This window comes from Paenibacillus sp. 1A_MP2 (assembly GCF_052244825.1).
In the GTDB taxonomy this organism is placed as follows: Bacteria; Bacillota; Bacilli; order Paenibacillales; family Paenibacillaceae; genus Paenibacillus; species Paenibacillus vandeheii.
In genome coordinates, this window is record NZ_JBQQCS010000001.1 from 5619478 (window position 1) to 5636982 (window position 17505).

The following is a 17505-nucleotide window of genomic DNA, read 5'->3' on the forward strand; positions in this document are numbered from 1 at the left end:
TTCGTTCACTTCTTCTCCCGCCTCAGCAACAGCTGTGGCAATCCATTGTCGGGATGACTCACCATCGCCGGACTCACCCGGAAGATCTCCCGAATGTTCTCTTCCGTCATTAACGAATGAGGTGTACCATTCCCTACGCATGTTCCGTCCCGCAGTGCCAGAATGTGGTCGCAAAATTGTGCGGCCAGGTTCAGATCATGCAGCACCGCCACAATCGTAATATGATTTTTTTGACGCCATGCCGATAATAACTCCATAAATTGCAATTGATATTTGATATCGAGAAAGGTGGTTGGTTCATCCAGCAACAACAGCCGTGGTTCCTGAGCCATGACTTTGGCAAGCGCAACCCGCTGCCGCTGTCCTCCACTAAGCGCATCCAAAGACCGTTCGGCCATGTCACTTAAACCCAATTCCTCCAGCACCCGATCGACTATTGCTGCTCCATCCGACGTTTCTTTTCCGAGCCAGTTCTGGTAAGGGTAACGTCCCATCTCGACAACATCCCTTACGGGATAGGAAATCGCAGGCAGGCCATCCTGCTGCAAGACCGCAATCATGCGCGACAATTCTTTACGGGTGTAGGAGGAGATATCCCGTCCATCAATCTGTATGCTGCCTGCGCTCGGATGTTCGGTTCTGGCAAGTAGCTGAAGGAGAGTCGATTTGCCGCTGCCGTTTGGGCCAACAACGCCCCACCACTCCCCCTCTTTGACTTGCCATTCGACCACATGCAGAGCCTGATGGTTACCATACATTTTACCAGCTCCTGTGACCTTAATCATCTGTCGGTTCGCGGTAAGGTCTGTTCTCACGAACATACTCATGGCATCATCCCTTTCCGCAGCTTTTTGTTCCGATGCAGCAAATAAGCGAAGAAGGGCGCTCCAACAAAGGCCGTCACTACCCCCAGTGGAATTTCGGTCGGCGCCAGCAATGTGCGTGCAATCGTATCTGCCCAGACCATAAAGATCGCTCCCCCAATCGCGGACAAAGGCACCAGCAATCGATAATCGGGTCCCACGATGAGCCGAAGAATATGCGGAATGACCAGTCCGACGAAGCCAATTACGCCCGATACGGAGACAGCGCCTGCCGTAAGCAGCGTACCCACAGCCAGTACCGACAACTTCAATCCGTCAACCCGAAACCCCGATATGCGCGGCCTGACGTTCCCCCAGGGCAAGCACATTCAACGAACGCGCACGGCTCCAGAGGAAGATTAGTCCCAGCACAAAATACGGGAAAAGGATGGCCGTATACGACCACCCACGCAGTGACAAACTCCCCATCGTCCAGTATATAATTTCATTGATGGTCTGTTTCGACATCGTCGACAGGAAGGAGACGACTGCTCCCAGGAAACTTTGCATGACCACCCCAGCCAGAATCAGGCTGTGTGTTGGTATTTTGGGTCCCTCACGAGCGAGGGCCAGCACAAACCACAATGTGATTACTCCCGTCAGAAATGCGACCAGTGGCAGGGTCCAGATTCCAATCAGTGCATACTGTAATCCGAAGAAAATCAGAAAAGCCGCACCCACCGATGCACCGGACGATACGCCCAGCGTAAACGGATCAGCCAGAGGGTTCCGAAGAACCCCCTGGAATCCCGTTCCGGCAATCGCCAGTGATGCACCTACAAGTACGGCCAGCAGTACACGTGGAAATCTGACCTTCCATATAATCTGTTCTGCTGCTGTATTCCAGTCAGGAACAATCCAGTCGCCCAGCCAGGGAATGCGATGAAGCAAGATGCCCGCAATGTCCCGGACTGGCAGGGCAACCGAACCGATGCCCGTGCAGATTAGCACGGTTAACACAAGCAGCACAATTCCGGCCGTTCCGTACACTGCCAGCTTTTTACTCATTTGAACAGGTCAGGGTAGATCGCTTTGGCAACTTCTTTCAGACCTTGAGTTACCCGTGGTCCTGGACGGCTCAGCAGGTTCGCATCCAGGCCAATGACTGCATCGTTTTTCACAGCCGTGATTTGATCCCAGCCACTGCGGGCTTTGATGATTTGATCCAATGTTTTGGAATTTTCATCAATGACGTCATTCGCATACAGAATCACATCCGGATTGGAAGCAATAACGTTCTCTTCATTAATTTCATACCAACCATCCTTGTCGGAAGCAATGTTGGTACCTCCGGCCAGTGTGATCAATTCATCCATGAATTCACCTTTACCCACAGTCCAGCCCGGGGAGAATTCAACGTATACTTTTTTCTTCTCTTCCGTTTTAACTGCCTTCACAGCTTCAGTTACATCAGCCACATCCTGTTTCATCTGGGTGATGATCTCCTGTGCTTTTTCCTGATGATCCGTGATTTTACCAAATGTTTCGATGTTGGTCATTACATCATCCACTGATTTGGGATTTGTTTTGAAAATGGTGATGCCCAGATCACGCAGTTTCTTCACAGCGTCTTCACTCATGGAAATGCCTGTAAATACGATGTCTGCTTCAGCTGCAATGATCGACTCTTCGTTAGGCTTTGATATACCGCCCATTTTTGGTTTTGCTGTTGCTGCTTCCGGATAATCATCATAGTCGGATACTCCAACGATCTGCTCGTCCAATCCGAGTGCGAACAGGGATTCCGTTTCAGCCGGAGATACGGATACGATTTTGGCTGGTGCTTTGTCAAACGTAAACGATTCACCCGTAGCATCGGTAACCGTGAGTGGATATTGTGTTTTGAGATCTGTCTGCGCCTGTCCTTGGGATTGCTCCTGTGCAGGTTGCGAGGTTCCTGTACCCTCATTCGTTGTTGTTGTTCCACATCCGGCCAAAGCCAGTGCCAGCATCGCTGCGCTCAGCAGTGACGCCATGCCTTTCCATGTCTTGAAATTCATTGTGTTCATTCTCCCCTTCTCTATCCATTCTAGTGAGTAGTGCTCCTGTCCCAATTCCGCTTGAATTTGTGTTCCGAAAAAATAAAATCCCCAATCCTTGGTCAGGATCAGGGATGACGTCTCGCATGTGGCGATCAGCACATGCCAGCTTAACGCTGTACATGCACAGAGAACTGCCCGAAACGCTGTCCTTTCCTCGAAGGAACACCGGCTTGTACGTCCAGGGCAGGTAACCTGACTTACAGGAATTCATCCTGATTTACAGTGGCGGGACCGTGCCGGATTTACACCGGCTTCCCTATTTCACCCGTTTGCTGTTCATAGTCTGATAAGAAACCATGAAACGTTGCTGCATGCACGCGGGACCCTTGGTCGCTAATATAGTTTAACCATTCAAGTGAGCATCCTGCATCCATTGCAAGGCATAAGGCCCTTCTCTAATGATGCATTTGCTAAGTCACACTTCTGTTGTGATTATAGGTTATATTGTACATCCTTACAACCTGATTTATGGAAAAGTCAATCTGGTTCCAACCCAGCTGTCCCCATCGCCATCCAGCCGAATCTTTATCGCTTGTCCTGGTATCACCTGCGTATCCCAGAATCCTTGATGCGGAATGAGACGTGATACCATATAACGAATAACACCGCCATGCGTAATCACGGCTACCTTTGGCACATTCATGCTGCGAGAATGCAGTATTGGTGAAAAGGACAACAGACTCTCTTCCAAAAATGAATCAATCCGCGCAGCAAATGCCTTCCATGGCTCGCCCTTCGGGGGCGTCACCTCTTGTGGGGCATCGATCCAGTCACGGTACTGTGGATTGTCCTTGAGCTGGTCATAGGTCAATCCCTCCCACTGACCAAAGTCAATCTCCCTTAGACGGGCATCAAGCTTGGCCTGTCCCACTTGGGACGGTGCAATGTGTATGAGTGTCTGCTGACAACGCAACAAATCACTGCAATAGAGGGCGTCCCATGTGACATGGCTGATCTCTTCGCGCAGCAGAGCCAGCTCCTGCTCTGCTTCTGGCAGCAGACCGATGTCGGTATGCCCGAGATATCTTTTTCCAAATTCCACGCTGTTATACCATGACGTATCAACATAATCTCTCGGCTTTGTATTCCACTATGTCCAGCTTCTATATCCATAGCAGTGCACCTCCAGCAGCCCATATCCCTAGGGTGAACAGCCAACATAATAAAACAAAAGAACCTGCTGACCAAAACATAAGTCTTGTTGTTCGTACAATATCTTCTGCTTCCATCCGACGTGACGGCTCGCCCATATAAGCGCGAAATGAAGCCACTCCGTGGTACACGTTATGACCGCCAAGTCTTATGCCCAGCGCTCCGGCCACTGCTGACTCGGGAAAACCGCTGTTAGGGCTTGGGTGCAGCCGTGCATCCCGGGATACCATGCTCGCTGCCCCTCTCGCATCCAGTTTCATGAACCAGGCTCCTATAATCAAAAGCAGGGCGGTAAGCCGTGCGGGAATCCAGTTGGCCCAATCATCCAGACGGGCAGATGCCCAGCCGAGATAAAGATATTCTTCATTTTTATAACCTACCATGGAATCCAGCGTATTCACGGCCCGATAAGCCATGGCAAGCGGTGCACCGCCAATCAGGGCGTAAAACAGTGGAGAAACGATGGCATCCACGATATTCTCGGCAACCGTCTCTACCGTTCCCCGCACAACCTCCGGTTCATCCAGATGAGCCGTGTCACGCCCTACAATCATGCCCAGTGAACGTCTCGCCGCAGGCCAATCCTGTTGACTTAGATGGCGGTAGACTTCCATGCCTGCATCCTTCAAACCTTTGGAAGCAATGGTGGTTGCGATCAACACCACTTCAGCCACAACCGCAATGGCAGGATGAATGAGGCCCAGTACATATACCAATCCCCAAGTCACTGCAAAAGCTCCCCCTGCAATCAAAATGGGAAATAAAATTCCTGCCCTTCTAAGGGCCCGGTTTGAGTCCACACGCGACCTTATCGCCCGCTCCAGTGTAGAGATGGCCTTGCCCATGCCAATCACCGGATGAGGAATCCAGCGTGGATCTCCGATGCAGCGATCCAGTATGTATGCCCCTATAATAATCCAGGCTCCGGCCATTCCCGTCCAGATCGGCCAGGAAGCCCATTGATGCAGCAGAGATATCATTGCTTGTTATTCCTCTCTTTCCACTCCTGCGCGGCTTGCAAACTTTCCGTTATCGTGTCATATACCAGCCTGCCGATCGCAGCACCCATGACCGTAGCCGTTCCGGCGTAACTGATGAGCGGTTTATTTTCTTCAGTCTGACTTACCGCGAGCACGATAGCATCCGTTGTTGTTCCAGTTGCGGTCAGCCCATTTTCGGAATCCATCACACCGAAATCAGCTAACGCAGCGGCCTTTGCTTCTACCGCAGTCTGAATGGCATTCACCATCGCTCCGGCGGTCATTCGCCCGTTCATCCACAACATGATATTGATCGTACCGGGTTTGTAGCTTGAAACTGAGCTTTTCCCAAGGTTCTGAGGCACGGTCTCATGCCCCATCTCATTCCCCGCAGCATCAAACACAGTTCTTGCAGAACCTGCCCGTGCAGCGTTGGATACCCCTGCTGTCGTACAGCAGAGTAATCCGAACTCATCGCTTTCATATTCCTGGATAGCCGTGTGCTCTAATTGAACTGCAGTCAGAAGTCCGGCGCATTGATCCTGCTGCTCCTGCCATTCACTCAATAGATCGGCAATATCACGCGGTGGATCGTCACACCGATAATGTCTGTCCACATAGATGTTGAATATACGGTCCAATTCAATCATACCGCCCCCATACACGGCACTGGAAAGTGCTTTTACAACAGAGGGGCTTGAAGCTTTAATATGTCGTTCATGTACAGAGATGTTTAGTCCCGGCCACACAGAAGATCTATATTCGTTATAGTCTGTTTGTACATCCATGCATTGCTTATAAGCGTTATAGAATGGCAGTGCCATCGTTCTGCCCCCTGCCTCTAGTCCGGTTGTCGTGTCAAGCTCCATTACATTTTCCATTGTCTCCAGTAAACGCCCGTTAGCCTCCGCGTCCTTGACTGCAAAGCGTACATGGCGCTCCCCAAGTCCCGGATACATGGCACAACTCCGAATCAGTATACCGCGTTCACCGAGAGCAGCCTGCATGGATGTCGCTGTCCACGGCTCTGGCAGAGTTGCCAATATAAAGTTCGCTTCCCCTCGTGTCACCTTACATCCCAAAGTCTCCAGCCCTGTCGTTAATCTATCCCGCTCGTAGGACATCAGTGCCATGGTCTCCTGTTCAAAATTCTCTCCACTGCGCAGACAGGCTTGTCCTGCGATCAGCGCCAGCCCATTCACACTCCAGGTCACTTGCTTCTCAGTCATGGCATGAATCAGCTCAGGATGACCCAGCGCATAGCCCAATCGTAAGCCTGGAATGGCGTAAAACTTGGTCATCGAACGAATGATGATCACTTGGGGATACTCTTTCAATCTGGGCGCAAGCGATTGCCGCTGTGACTCAGGAATAAAGTCCATAAACGCCTCATCTACCACCAATATGCTGCCTGTGATCTCCGCTTTACGCGCAAGCCGATGTAGAACCTCAACCGGATACTGCACTCCATTGGGATTGTTCGGCTGTCCAAGGAAAAGCAAGTCCACCCGTTCCATCAGCTTTTCGATATCCTCCGGTTCTGCTCGCCAGTCCAGTTCTTCCCGTCCTCGAACATAATGGACTTCTGCTCCAAATTGTCTGGATAATGCACTGTACTCCGAAAAACCAGGCTCTACCGTGCCTACTCTACGTGGCGCGAGTCCAAGCAGGATTAGAGCCATGCTTTCCGCCGCCCCGTTGCCCACGGATATGTGATCCGGGGTTAAACCCAGTCGGTCACTGAGCAGCAATTTGAACGCCCGATGACCCGGATCGGGGTAACGAAGTACCGTCTGCCATCCATGCTCCAGAGCCTCCAACACTTCCCTAGGTGGACCCAGTGGATTAATGTTCGCGCTATAATCAAGGAAATCCGCAGCATTCCCTCCAAAACGTGCAGCGGCTGTCTCCACATCACCGCCATGTCCGAAAACTTCAATTAAACCGGTCATTCTATCCGTCATCCTTTCTGCATGTCCTTTTTATTATGGATGTCGTGACAGTCAGGGGTCAATCCTGTTTTGCCTGTTCAAGCCCGTTCGAGCTGTAATTCCTTTGTGTCCTATCGACAATTCGTTTACAATAGAGAAGGAATTTCGATTCCGTAAAGCATCACTACATAAGGGATATTCTATCCCTCACATACATTAATGGAGGAATGACCATGCTGTTTGTTGATAACCAGGGCATTACAGATCCTTCTGTAAACCTCGCCATTGAGGAATACATCCTGAAGCATCTGCCGATGGATGACAGCTACTTGCTGTTTTACATCAACCGCCCGTCCATTATTATCGGAAAACATCAGAATACCATTGAAGAGATCAACATTGAGTATGTTCAGGATAACGGTGTTCAAGTCGTACGTCGTCTTTCGGGAGGCGGAGCCGTTTATCACGATCTGGGCAACCTCAATTTCAGCTTTATTACCAAGGATGACGGACAATCCTTCCACAACTTCCGCAAATTCACGCAGCCTGTGGTGGAAGCCCTGCAAGAACTCGGTGTCAATGCCGAACTGACGGGACGGAACGATCTGCAAGTCGGAGAAAAGAAAATTTCGGGCAACGCCCAATTCTCCACGCGCGGTCGCATGTTCAGTCACGGCACATTGATGTTTAACCTGAACCTCGACCACGTCCAGGCTTCACTCAACGTGAATCCCGAGAAGTTCAAGTCCAAGAGCACCAAATCCGTACGCAGCCGGGTTGCCAACATTCGTGATCTGATCGATAGCAATCTGACCATTGAACAATTCCGGGACGAGCTGCTGCGTCACATTTTCCGCATGGAGCCACAGGACGTCCCTCAATATGAACTCACGGAGAAAGATTGGGACAAGATCAAGGAAATCTCCGCCGAGCGTTATAGCAACTGGGATTGGAACTACGGCTTGTCACCGGAGAGTAATGTGAAGCATACACGCAAATTCCCTGTCGGCATCATTGACCTGCGCATGAATATCAAAGATGGACGCATTGAAGATGTCAAAATCTTTGGTGACTTCTTCGGCGTAGGCGATGTAGCGGATATCGAAGATATGCTGCGTGGTAAGCGTTACGAGGAATCCGAGGTACGTACTGCACTTGAGGGTTTGGATGTAAAACATTACTTCGGCAACCTGGAGCTGGAGGACTTTATTGGCCTTATTTTCCTGGAGGAGTAGATATATAAGTTCAACCCAAGAAAGTTTACACCTGCCACTCCGATGACAGAATAACCTTCCGATCGCTGTTATCCCCAGATTTTTTTGATTCCCTTCTTCAAAGGGAAAATCCGGTGATAAAGGCGAACGCTCCGCTTCTTCAGGTTTTTTCTGTCCTCTCCGTTCTCGTGTAAAAAGTTTTGTTGAACTGATATAGATTAAGTCGGGTATAGATACAGATAAAAAGGAGAGAAACACAGATGACCTACAAATTAATCGCAATTGACATTGATGATACCCTGATCAACGACAACAAGGAAGTAACGCCCGCAACACAGACCGCCCTGGAACAAGCGGTTGCTCATGGTGTCGTTGTAACTTTGGCTACTGGACGTGCCTATGCTTCTGCACAAGCACTGGCTCGTCAGACAGGACTGAACGTGCCAATCATTACGTATCAAGGCGCTTTGGTGAAAAACTTGCTGGATGAAAAAGTACTCTATGAGCGCTACGTTCCACAGGACGCTTCCCGCAAATTGTACGACTACTGCCTGGAGCATAATCTGCACCTGCAAACGTACATTGACGATAAATTATATGCCCGTGAAGAAAACGACAAGCTGCGTGATTACGCCAAGCTGAACGGTACGCAGTACCATATCGAACCGGATTTCATCAAAGTGATCGAGCAAAAAACACCGAAACTGCTCATCATTGATGAGCCGGACTACCTCGACGAAGTTGCAGTTGACTTGCGCAAACTGCTCGGACCTGAAGTGCACATCACCAAATCCAAGCCATACTTCCTTGAAATCATGCATCATGAGGGAACCAAAGGCCATGCACTTACGTTCCTGGCAGATCACTTTGGCCGCGAACTGAGCGAATGCATCGCCATCGGCGATTCCTGGAATGACCATGAAATGTTGGAAGTTGCAGGTCTGGGTGTAGCGATGGGCAATGCGATCCCTGCTCTGAAAGAGCTGGCAGACTACATCACCGCGAGCAATAACGAAGACGGCGTGAAGCAGGTTATTGAGAAATTTGTGCTGAACGCAGAGTAAATGCTTCAGAGACAGAACAGCCCGGAGACCACAGTAGATTGTGGATTCCGGGCTGTTTTTCTATTCAGTCGTTCAAAGATACGAGCACAATTCCCGCAAACAATAACACAACACCGAGTCCCTGTCTGTTCAATGTGATGTCTCTCCTCATTCCTGCGTAAAAATATATATTTCCTATTTTACCATAGAATTGGAAGTCTGACCCAATAGAGTTTTGCGTTTTCCTTTCTGCAACCAGCCCATCACTTTCTCATTCATCGCCAGCAAACCCGAAACGATCAGCGCAACACCGATCCACGTAATCCAGCTTACGTGCTCATTGTAGAGAACCGCCCAAGACCAACCGCAATCGGAGGGGAGATGTATAACCAGGTTGCTGGAAACAGCGGGTTGGTACGAGACATGATCCAGTAGAACAAGCTGTGACCAACCATCGAACCGACTACCGTCAGATAGATCAGAGATGATACCGCTGGCACCCAATCCAGTCCCGTTGTGCTCCATGATTCCGTCACTGCTGAGAGCGCGGATAAAAGCAATCCTCCGTACATCATCTGCACCGCATTAATCGCTACAGGACTGGCCTCCTTAAACTGGTTAATGACCTTTTTGGAGTACAATGCACCCGCCGAGTAACAGACTTCACCCACCAATACGGCAATACACCCCCATAACCACAGGGAATTTGCACCGATGGATACACCCGGCAATACAACGAGAATAACCCCGGCAAAACCGATCAGACAGCCCGCAATCATGCGTGCGGACGTTTTTTGACGCAACAATGCTGTCTGCATTACCATAATCATCAGCGGACCTGTTGCTGACAGAATCGCGCCAACACCAGAGCTCACATATTGTTCAGCCCAATATAAAGTCGCAAAGGTTCCGAACGTCAGTCCGGCCCCTGTCAGAAGCATCTCTTTCCGCCAAAGTAATGACAGGTTCACTTTCCCTTTCATCCACATCCATGCAAACATTAGAGCACCTGCAATAATAAAGCGTAGTCCGGCCGACAGAAAAGGCGGCATGCCTGCCTCCACGCCAATTTTAATCGCCAGAAACGTTGTTCCAAAAATAAGACACATTACGGTAAATGCTAATCCAACCATGCTAGCCCCTCCTTCATCTGTTCTCCATCATATAGCACCGTCTACAGAACAGAATGAATAAAACAGAACAGTTAGCTCTCATTTGCTGTTACAATGGAGTTCAAAAGGAGTGTGAGCGGGGTGGGCAAAGCCATGTTGATGACAGATAACAGCCTGAAACTATATGAGCAAGTGGTACATTATCTTGTTGTACGGATCGAAGCGGGAGAGTGGAAAGAAAATGAGAAGCTGCCGTCCGTGCGGAGCCTGTCTGAGCTGCTCGGCGTTCATCGCCTCACTGTTTTCAAGGCTTATCAGGAGTTAAAAGATCGCGGGAATGTATACGTCAAGGATAAGTCCGGTTATTATGTTAGTCCTGTTGACCCTTCTCCCGTGACAGACCAGGCCGATGACCCGGCAGTATCCGCTTGGCTGCATTGGGATTCACTTGCCCGCGTACAATCCCTTGAGGCGGAATTCCAATTTTCTAAATCATTGATTGATCCCGCCCTGCTGCCAAACCGATATTGGGGCGAGCTGATGCGGGATTTGCTGGATCTATATCCCCGTCTGCTTGGCACATACTCCACAATTCAGGGAGATCTGGAGCTGCGTATTGCCTTGGCAAGCCATCTGACGACGAGGGAGCGTTTCTATCTCTCAGCCGATGAAGTGCTGATTACTTCCGGTGCACAGCAGGCCATTGATGTCATCTCTCGAAGTCTCGTCAGACCCGGTGACCGTGTACTCATGGAGAGGCCTACGTATGGGCCTGCGATGGAGATTTTCCGCAAACAGGGTGCAAAGTTGATTTTTACCGATATTCATCCTGACGGCTACGATCTGGAACAGATTGAACGCCTTATGAAGCAAGAAAAACCAAGAGTATTTTATATGACGCCGACCTTCCAGAATCCTACGGGCATCAATATTCCAACCGAGCAACGCAAACAATTGCCTGAACTGGCGGAACAGTACGGATGTTTCCTGGTGGAAGACGACAGCACTTACGATATCTATTTCAAAGAAAAGCCTCCGGCGCCGATCTTCACATACGATACAACAGGGCATACGCTCTATATTCGCAGCTATAGCAAATATGTTGTGCCGGGTCTGCGGATTGCCGCCATTATGTGCCGTCCCCGGTTCATGCCGGGATTACAGGCTGTAAAGGCACTGACGGATAACGGATCACCTCTGCTGAATCAGAAGCTGTTCCTCCGTTATTTCCAGTCGCCACGCATGCACCAGCACCTGTCCAAGCTGCGTACCGCCATTCAGCTACGGATGGAAGTCATGGAACAGTGCCTTCAACAAACCAATTGGACTTGGACTCGCCCCGAAGGTGGACTTAACATCTGGGCAGAGCTTCCGGAAGGCGTTGATACAGGGCGATTGCTTCACCGATGCATGGAGCATTCCGTTGCTTTTGTGCCGGGAACGGTGTTCGATCCTTCCGATGCGGACGCCAGTCGCAAACTGCGTCTCTCCTTCTCTTATGCTCACGAGCAGCAGATCCGGGAGGGCATGAGCAGACTTATTGCGCTGGCTGAAAATACCTGATGGCACGTTGCTGAGGTCAGCTCCAGCCTGTCGTCCAAAAGCTAAAAGATATACTCGCTATACCAGTAAAAAAACTAAACATAACAAACCCGAAAGGCACTAAATAACCTTTCGGGCTGTTGCGTTTACTCTGTCCTATTATGTTATACTAATCAGCGTTTCTGTTATCTGCAAGCAGCCTACGGACTGGATATGACCTTATCCACCAGTCCATACTCCACGGCTTCTGCCGCAGTCAGAAAATAATCTCTGTCAGTATCCTTTTCAATCCGCTCCATTGGCTGTCCCGTATGATCGGCAAGCAGCTTGTTGAGGCGCTGGCGGTGCTGGATAATCCGGTTCGCGTGAATCAGCATATCCGATGCCTGCCCTCGCGTACCGCCAAGCGGCTGGTGAATCATGATTTCACTGTTCGGCAGCGCCAGTCGTTTCCCTTTTGTTCCACCAACCAGCAGAATCGTACCGAAGCTCGCCGCCATGCCTGTGCAGATCGTGGAAATGTCAGGCTTCACGAATTGCATCGTGTCATAGATGGAGAAACCGGCGGTCACGGAACCACCTGGACTGTTGATATACATCTGGATATCCTTCTCCGGGTCCTCTGCGGTCAGAAACAATAATTGGGCCACGATCGCATTGGCCATCTGATCCTCAATTTCCCCGGATACCATAATGATTCGATCTTTCAGCAAACGGGAATAAATATCATAGCTCCGCTCTCCGCGGGCTGTCTGTTCAACAACATAAGGTACCACGTTCATGCATTTTGCCTCCCCGGTTTATGCAACCATGCTGACCGTATATCCTCCCCCATACGACATGGAATTCGTACCGGAGCTTGAATAACTGTACATCACTGGTTGCATCGATTGAGACGGCAGAGTCTGCTGCAAAATCGTTCCCGCTACAGCCATCGGATCATCGGTCTGATTCAGGCATAGATCAATTAAACGGGCTGTATCACCGCTGCGGAATGCCAGTAAATAACTGCGCAGTTCCTCCCGATTTTGTTGATTCTCATCCGCTTGATTTGTCTGATCAGAATCCGCTTCGTTCAGGCTGTGTCTCACTTTAGCCAGTGCAGAACGGGCACGATTCAAGGCGGCTTTGACCGCTCCTTCCGTCGTGTCCAACAGTTCAGCAGTCTCTACCGTTGTGTATCCCATCAAATCACGTAACATATATATCGCTCGCTGCCACGGTGGCAGTTCATTCACAAGGATCTGAACAGCGGACTCCACTTCCTCGAATCGCTCTTCTTCCTCAAATTCTTGCATAAATGGCTTCATGCTTTCCAGTTTGCTCGCCAAGTTCTCACGCTTCCGTATGGCGTCAATCCAGGTGTTGCGTGCAACACGGATGAGATAGGCTTCCCAGTTCATGTCCTCTGTCATTCCCGTTCTTCGGGTAGCTGAAGAGGATAGTGCTTTAACACAGGTATCCTGAACCAGATCCTCCGTCTCCCAGACTGAACCAGTTAATGACATGCAGTAGGCGTACAATGAGCCCAGCAGGTTCGGCAGCGCAGCTTCAATCGTTTGCTCTAACGTATATCCGGTTTGGACACTGTAATGGCTATATGGTTCAATCGGTTTATCATCATGTGGTCTGTTGATTCTGCAATCCACGGACTTCACAAAGGCCATGTTTGGGGCCCCCCTTTGTTGGTTCCTGATTGATCTTGCTTCAATTCCCTTGCTGTAATTGCTTTACACTATGTAAACGAAGAACCTCCGGCAAAGGATACGCTCTTCTGAATTTATTTTTAGGATGGTTATCCTATTCTCCCAGCTTCACCTGCAGACCGGTAAGTGCCAGCGTAATTCCCTGATCCAGATTATAATTCTGTCGTACATCCACGTCGTGAGACATATGTGTAAAATAAGTCTGACCCGGCTTCAACTCCTGCAAAAGCTCCTGCGCCTCAACCATGTCATACACCGAACGTGTGGAGAATTCCGCAAGCTCATGAACAAAGCTCGTTCCGAGGATCAGCAGATCCAATCCGTACAATGGCTGCTTCTCCGCAGCCTTCAAATCAATGGCATCCGAGCAATACGCCCAGGTGTATCCTTCACGTTCCAGTCGATACGCATACGAATAGCCATTATGACCGTGGCAAACTTTCCAGGAGTACACCTTCCATCCACCAAGCTCGATATCATCATCCGTTTCCAGAAAATCCATATGGCGACCAAGCCATGGAAACTGACTTTGGATGGTCGCAATTACTTCCCGTGGTGCATACAACTGCCCTTTTACACCCAACCAGCGACAGGCATCGGCCCATTCCGGTAAGCCTCCAATATGATCAAAATGCGCATGAGTAATTAGCAGCGTCTGCACCATCCGCATCCCGAGGTCTTCCATCTGCGACCTCCAGTCCGGTCCGCAGTCAATCATGAAAGGTTCGTGCTCGCCATCTCCATGGATCAAAACAGAAGAGCGTTTGCGGCGGTTGATTCCCGTAAGCCGTGCTTCTGTGCAGACGTCACAATCACAATACACCCGCGGAACACCCATCGCATCCCCGGTTCCCAGAAATGTTAGCTGATTCATTATGAAAGTCCCCTCTCTATCCCGGAAGCAATGCATCCCAATTTATATTCCATCTGATTCATGATATGTAAATTGTAATCTCCCACCTCTGTTTTTGCAAAAAAAAGACCCTCCCGCGCAGTTATTCACTGCAAACGGGACCGTCTCTGTTGTCTGACATTTAGCAGTCCAACTTCATATCCTTTGTTTCACTATCAGCTAAATCAAAGCCCTCAGCTTCAACGTCAATTCCTGACCTTCAGGCACTTCCTTTGACTCAGTAATAACCCAATTCGATGCAAGGCGTTTGGCCAGTACATCTGCCTGTTCTGTTTTTAATTTTAACCCGGTTACGATGCCTTCACCAACAGTGAAATCTTGCTCCGGCAGTAATCCGAAAGACTTTTGCAAGTAGATCCCCAGACCACCACGAGTATTAAAGGTAATCCGGTAGCCGTCTTTAACCGCACCTTCCAGATTCTCGCCATGCTCGTCCGCATAGGAGAAAAAATCATCATATCTGTAGTGCTCCTCAGACACGGCATCGAACGCAGCCACATCTTTGGCCTGTATCGCCTCCAGTAAAGCTGCATCCGACATGCCTTTGCCACGAGCCTGTTCCAGCCGAATGGCTGTATTTTGGGACAACTTAAACTCAGCACTCATCCAACTCACACCTTCCTGTCACTATATATCATTATTCCATGGATATTCCTAATTCATTATATCCTGTCCCGATAGCCGGATACAAAGTGGCCTGGCGAAACTTCCATCCACTCCGGTTCTTCATCCCGTCCCCGAGCGGATGGGTCGGTGTTCTCCCTGATAATATAAAAACCTCCACCTCACTGGATAGAGTGAAATGAAGGTTGGGATCGCAAACACTATAACCCTGCCAACACCTGGTACCATACGCCTCGTTTGGAATACAGTGTGCTGCGTACCTTATCCCATCCGCCGAGGTAGTTTATATCGAACAGACCTTCAGGCGTAGGGAACGAGGACTTCGTTTCTGCAAACACTTCAGGGTCTACCGAACGGAAACCATGCTTGGCAAAAATGCGCTGTGCTTCCGGCGTACGCAGATACGCTATAAAGGCCTCAGCCAATTCACGGTTGCCATGTTTATCCGCATATTTGTCTACGACAACCGCTGGATTTTCAATCAGTATCGTGTTTTTGGGAACCACGATGTCATAATTTACACCCTTCGCTATCCGGGCAAGCAATTCATTCTCATACGTGACGATAACATCCCCCACGCCATACTCAAATGCCGCCATTGAAGAACGACCGCTCTTATCCAATGACTCGACATTCTCATGCACCTTTTCCAAAAAGGCTTTAGCCACGGCAGGATCTTTCTTTCCTTGCTCCTCAGACAGCTTCAATCCTGCACCATAGATGGCATTAATATCCCACTGGGCTCCGCCTGACGTCTTCGGATTCGGATAGAGCACCTTAACACCCGGCTTGGTCAAATCTTCAAAATCGCGAATCCCCAGCGGGTTGCCTGCCCTTGTACCCAGAACGACGATCGAACGGGTGATCATGCCATCATTCGGTGCCTGTTTCCAATTGGAACTGACCAGATCGGCTTTGACCAGCTTGTCGATATCACTTTCCATTGCCAAAAGCGCTACATCAGCTTCGAATCCACCCACAATCGCTCTGGCTTGTGTGCCGGAGGCTTCATAGGATTCCTGGAAGTGCACAGTCTGTCCGGTCTTCGCCTTCCATACCGCTTGGAATTCGGGCAGCAACTCTCCAACGGCATCTTTGGCTACACTGTAAGCACCGATAACCAATGTGTTAGATTGGTCGCCTGTCGAGGTTCCGTTCTGTCCGCTCGCTTCCTCCTGCTTACTACATCCAACGGTCATGCAGACGAGCAGAAGCATGAGGACAACATATATAGGTATGGCTTTCTTCTTCCTCGTCTGCATGGGCAGCACCTCTCTCCAAAATTCTAAAACTTTACTGAATCAAATGATCTTCTGATTAGATAATGACTGGCATTGGATCTTCTTTCAACCGATTCTCAACAACCCAGCTATGGGTATCATTGAACAGATAAGCACGATGCACGAGCACACGAATCTGTTGACCGACTTGCAAGGTTGTTTTCTCCAGAGAACGATACGTAATGAGTTTATGCCCCTCAACTTCCACTTCTACCATCCATTCACTTCCACGGAAATGAAGGTGTTTGACGGTACCCTTTTCAGTAGCGGACAGCATGCTAAACTCGTTTTTCAAACCAATCTCGATATACTCAGGCCGAATCAGTGCACGTGTGCGTTCCCCTTCCACCGCATGTTCAAAGCCCTTGAGCTGTGAAGCATCCTCCACGACGGTAGATTCCCCGATAAATGTAGCAACGAAAGGTGTCTCCGGGTTTTTGTAAATATCCCATGGCGTGCCCTTCTGTTCTAACCGTCCTTGGCTGATAATCATAATTTCGTCGGCAACTTCAATCGCTTCATCCTGGTCATGGGTTACAAAAATCGAAGTGATGCCCACCCGCTCAATCAGCTCTCTCAGCCATGAACGAAGTTCCTGACGGATCTTGGCATCAATGGCGGCAAAAGGTTCATCCAGCAATAGTAGCTGTGGCTCCGGGGCCAATGCTCTGGCAAAAGCAACACGCTGCCGCTGTCCACCAGACAACTGATGCGGATAACGCTGTTCGAAACCTTTCAATCCCGTCAACTCCACAAGCTCCATGACCCGATCACGGATCTGAGCTTTGGGAGTCTTTTTGACCTTGAGTCCAAAGGCGATATTATCAAATACTGTCATATGTTTGAACAAGGCATAGTTCTGAAATACAAATCCGATCCCACGCTCCTGCGGAGGCAGATGGTTTACGACCTTTCCGTGAAAACGAATCTCCCCGGAACCCGGGTTCTCAAGCCCCGCAAGCATACGCAGAATGGACGTTTTCCCACCTCCGCTGGGGCCTAGCAAACCGATTAGATGGCCTTTGGCAATATCGAACGAGACATCTTTTACCGCATGAAAATCACCGAAATGTTTGTTCAGATCACGGACTTCCACATGCATC

General features: G+C 49.6%; 14 protein-coding genes, 3 pseudogenes and 1 riboswitch. Of the genes and pseudogenes, 3 read left to right on the top strand and 14 right to left on the bottom strand.

The features are described 5' to 3' along the window. Positions 1-5: 5 nt before the first annotated feature. The 7 genes and pseudogenes from ACTWJ7_RS27640 to cobD all read right to left on the bottom strand — a co-directional run. On the bottom strand, positions 6-821 hold the full coding sequence (locus ACTWJ7_RS27640) for an ABC transporter ATP-binding protein (protein ID WP_301879789.1): 816 nt from the start codon (positions 819-821) through the stop codon (positions 6-8). A 2-nt stretch (positions 822-823) separates the two neighbouring features. Beyond that, positions 824-1871: pseudogene (locus ACTWJ7_RS27645) on the bottom strand (FecCD family ABC transporter permease). Then, complete coding sequence (locus tag ACTWJ7_RS27650) at positions 1868-2863, bottom strand: ABC transporter substrate-binding protein (protein ID WP_301879594.1); 996 nt, start codon at positions 2861-2863, stop codon at positions 1868-1870. Before ACTWJ7_RS27650 ends, ACTWJ7_RS27645 begins: the two are co-directional and overlap by 4 nt. A 207-nt stretch (positions 2864-3070) precedes the next feature. Further along, positions 3071-3219, bottom strand: a riboswitch (cobalamin riboswitch). A 152-nt stretch (positions 3220-3371) separates the two neighbouring features. After that, positions 3372-3947, bottom strand: a complete 576-nt coding sequence (locus ACTWJ7_RS27655; RefSeq protein ID WP_443146053.1) for a histidine phosphatase family protein — start codon at positions 3945-3947, stop codon at positions 3372-3374. Positions 3948-4008: 61 nt separating this feature from the next. After that, on the bottom strand, positions 4009-4989 hold the full coding sequence (gene cbiB, locus ACTWJ7_RS27660; protein WP_079351041.1) for an adenosylcobinamide-phosphate synthase CbiB: 981 nt from the start codon (positions 4987-4989) through the stop codon (positions 4009-4011). Positions 4990-5033: 44 nt separating this feature from the next. After that, positions 5034-5918: an adenosylcobinamide amidohydrolase gene (locus tag ACTWJ7_RS27665; protein WP_443146429.1), complete on the bottom strand. Its 885-nt coding sequence runs from the start codon at positions 5916-5918 to the stop codon at positions 5034-5036. Continuing rightward, positions 5901-7001: pseudogene (cobD, locus tag ACTWJ7_RS27670) on the bottom strand (threonine-phosphate decarboxylase CobD); the annotation flags it as partial. The gene ACTWJ7_RS27665 and the pseudogene cobD, both read right to left, overlap by 18 nt. A 200-nt stretch (positions 7002-7201) precedes the next feature. On the opposite strand from cobD, the gene ACTWJ7_RS27675 reads away from it, so the two are divergent. Both ACTWJ7_RS27675 and ACTWJ7_RS27680 read left to right on the top strand, forming a co-directional pair. Next, positions 7202-8203 (top strand): lipoate--protein ligase, encoded by a 1002-nt coding sequence (locus ACTWJ7_RS27675; RefSeq protein WP_024629363.1) that lies wholly within the window; start codon positions 7202-7204, stop codon positions 8201-8203. 239 nt (positions 8204-8442) lie between these two features. Then, positions 8443-9246, top strand: a complete 804-nt coding sequence (locus ACTWJ7_RS27680; RefSeq protein ID WP_024629362.1) for a Cof-type HAD-IIB family hydrolase — start codon at positions 8443-8445, stop codon at positions 9244-9246. 174 nt (positions 9247-9420) lie between these two features. Here ACTWJ7_RS27680 and ACTWJ7_RS27685 read toward each other — a convergent pair. Continuing rightward, positions 9421-10358: pseudogene (locus ACTWJ7_RS27685) on the bottom strand (DMT family transporter). A gap of 120 nt (positions 10359-10478) precedes the next feature. Between ACTWJ7_RS27685 and ACTWJ7_RS27690 the strand changes: the two are divergent. Then, complete coding sequence (locus ACTWJ7_RS27690; protein WP_443146054.1) at positions 10479-11900, top strand: aminotransferase-like domain-containing protein; 1422 nt, start codon at positions 10479-10481, stop codon at positions 11898-11900. Positions 11901-12079: 179 nt separating this feature from the next. Here ACTWJ7_RS27690 and clpP read toward each other — a convergent pair whose 3' ends face one another. From clpP to ACTWJ7_RS27720, 6 genes are all read right to left on the bottom strand, one after another. Next, on the bottom strand, positions 12080-12661 hold the full coding sequence (clpP, locus tag ACTWJ7_RS27695) for an ATP-dependent Clp endopeptidase proteolytic subunit ClpP (protein WP_079350790.1): 582 nt from the start codon (positions 12659-12661) through the stop codon (positions 12080-12082). Positions 12662-12679: 18 nt separating this feature from the next. Next, positions 12680-13546 carry an RNA polymerase sigma factor gene (locus ACTWJ7_RS27700; RefSeq protein ID WP_079350791.1) on the bottom strand — a complete coding sequence of 289 codons (867 nt, stop codon included), beginning with the start codon at positions 13544-13546 and terminating at the stop codon, positions 12680-12682. 133 nt (positions 13547-13679) lie between these two features. Beyond that, complete coding sequence (locus ACTWJ7_RS27705) at positions 13680-14459, bottom strand: MBL fold metallo-hydrolase (RefSeq protein ID WP_079350792.1); 780 nt, start codon at positions 14457-14459, stop codon at positions 13680-13682. Positions 14460-14657: 198 nt separating this feature from the next. Beyond that, a complete protein-coding gene (locus ACTWJ7_RS27710) occupies positions 14658-15104 on the bottom strand; it encodes a hypothetical protein (RefSeq protein ID WP_079350793.1) in 447 nt (148 codons plus the stop codon). Between the two features lie 218 nt (positions 15105-15322). Then, positions 15323-16384 carry a sulfate ABC transporter substrate-binding protein gene (locus tag ACTWJ7_RS27715; RefSeq protein WP_301879598.1) on the bottom strand — a complete coding sequence of 354 codons (1062 nt, stop codon included), beginning with the start codon at positions 16382-16384 and terminating at the stop codon, positions 15323-15325. A gap of 55 nt (positions 16385-16439) precedes the next feature. Next, positions 16440-17504, bottom strand: a complete 1065-nt coding sequence (locus tag ACTWJ7_RS27720) for a sulfate/molybdate ABC transporter ATP-binding protein (RefSeq protein WP_024629354.1) — start codon at positions 17502-17504, stop codon at positions 16440-16442. Position 17505: the final 1 nt, after the last annotated feature.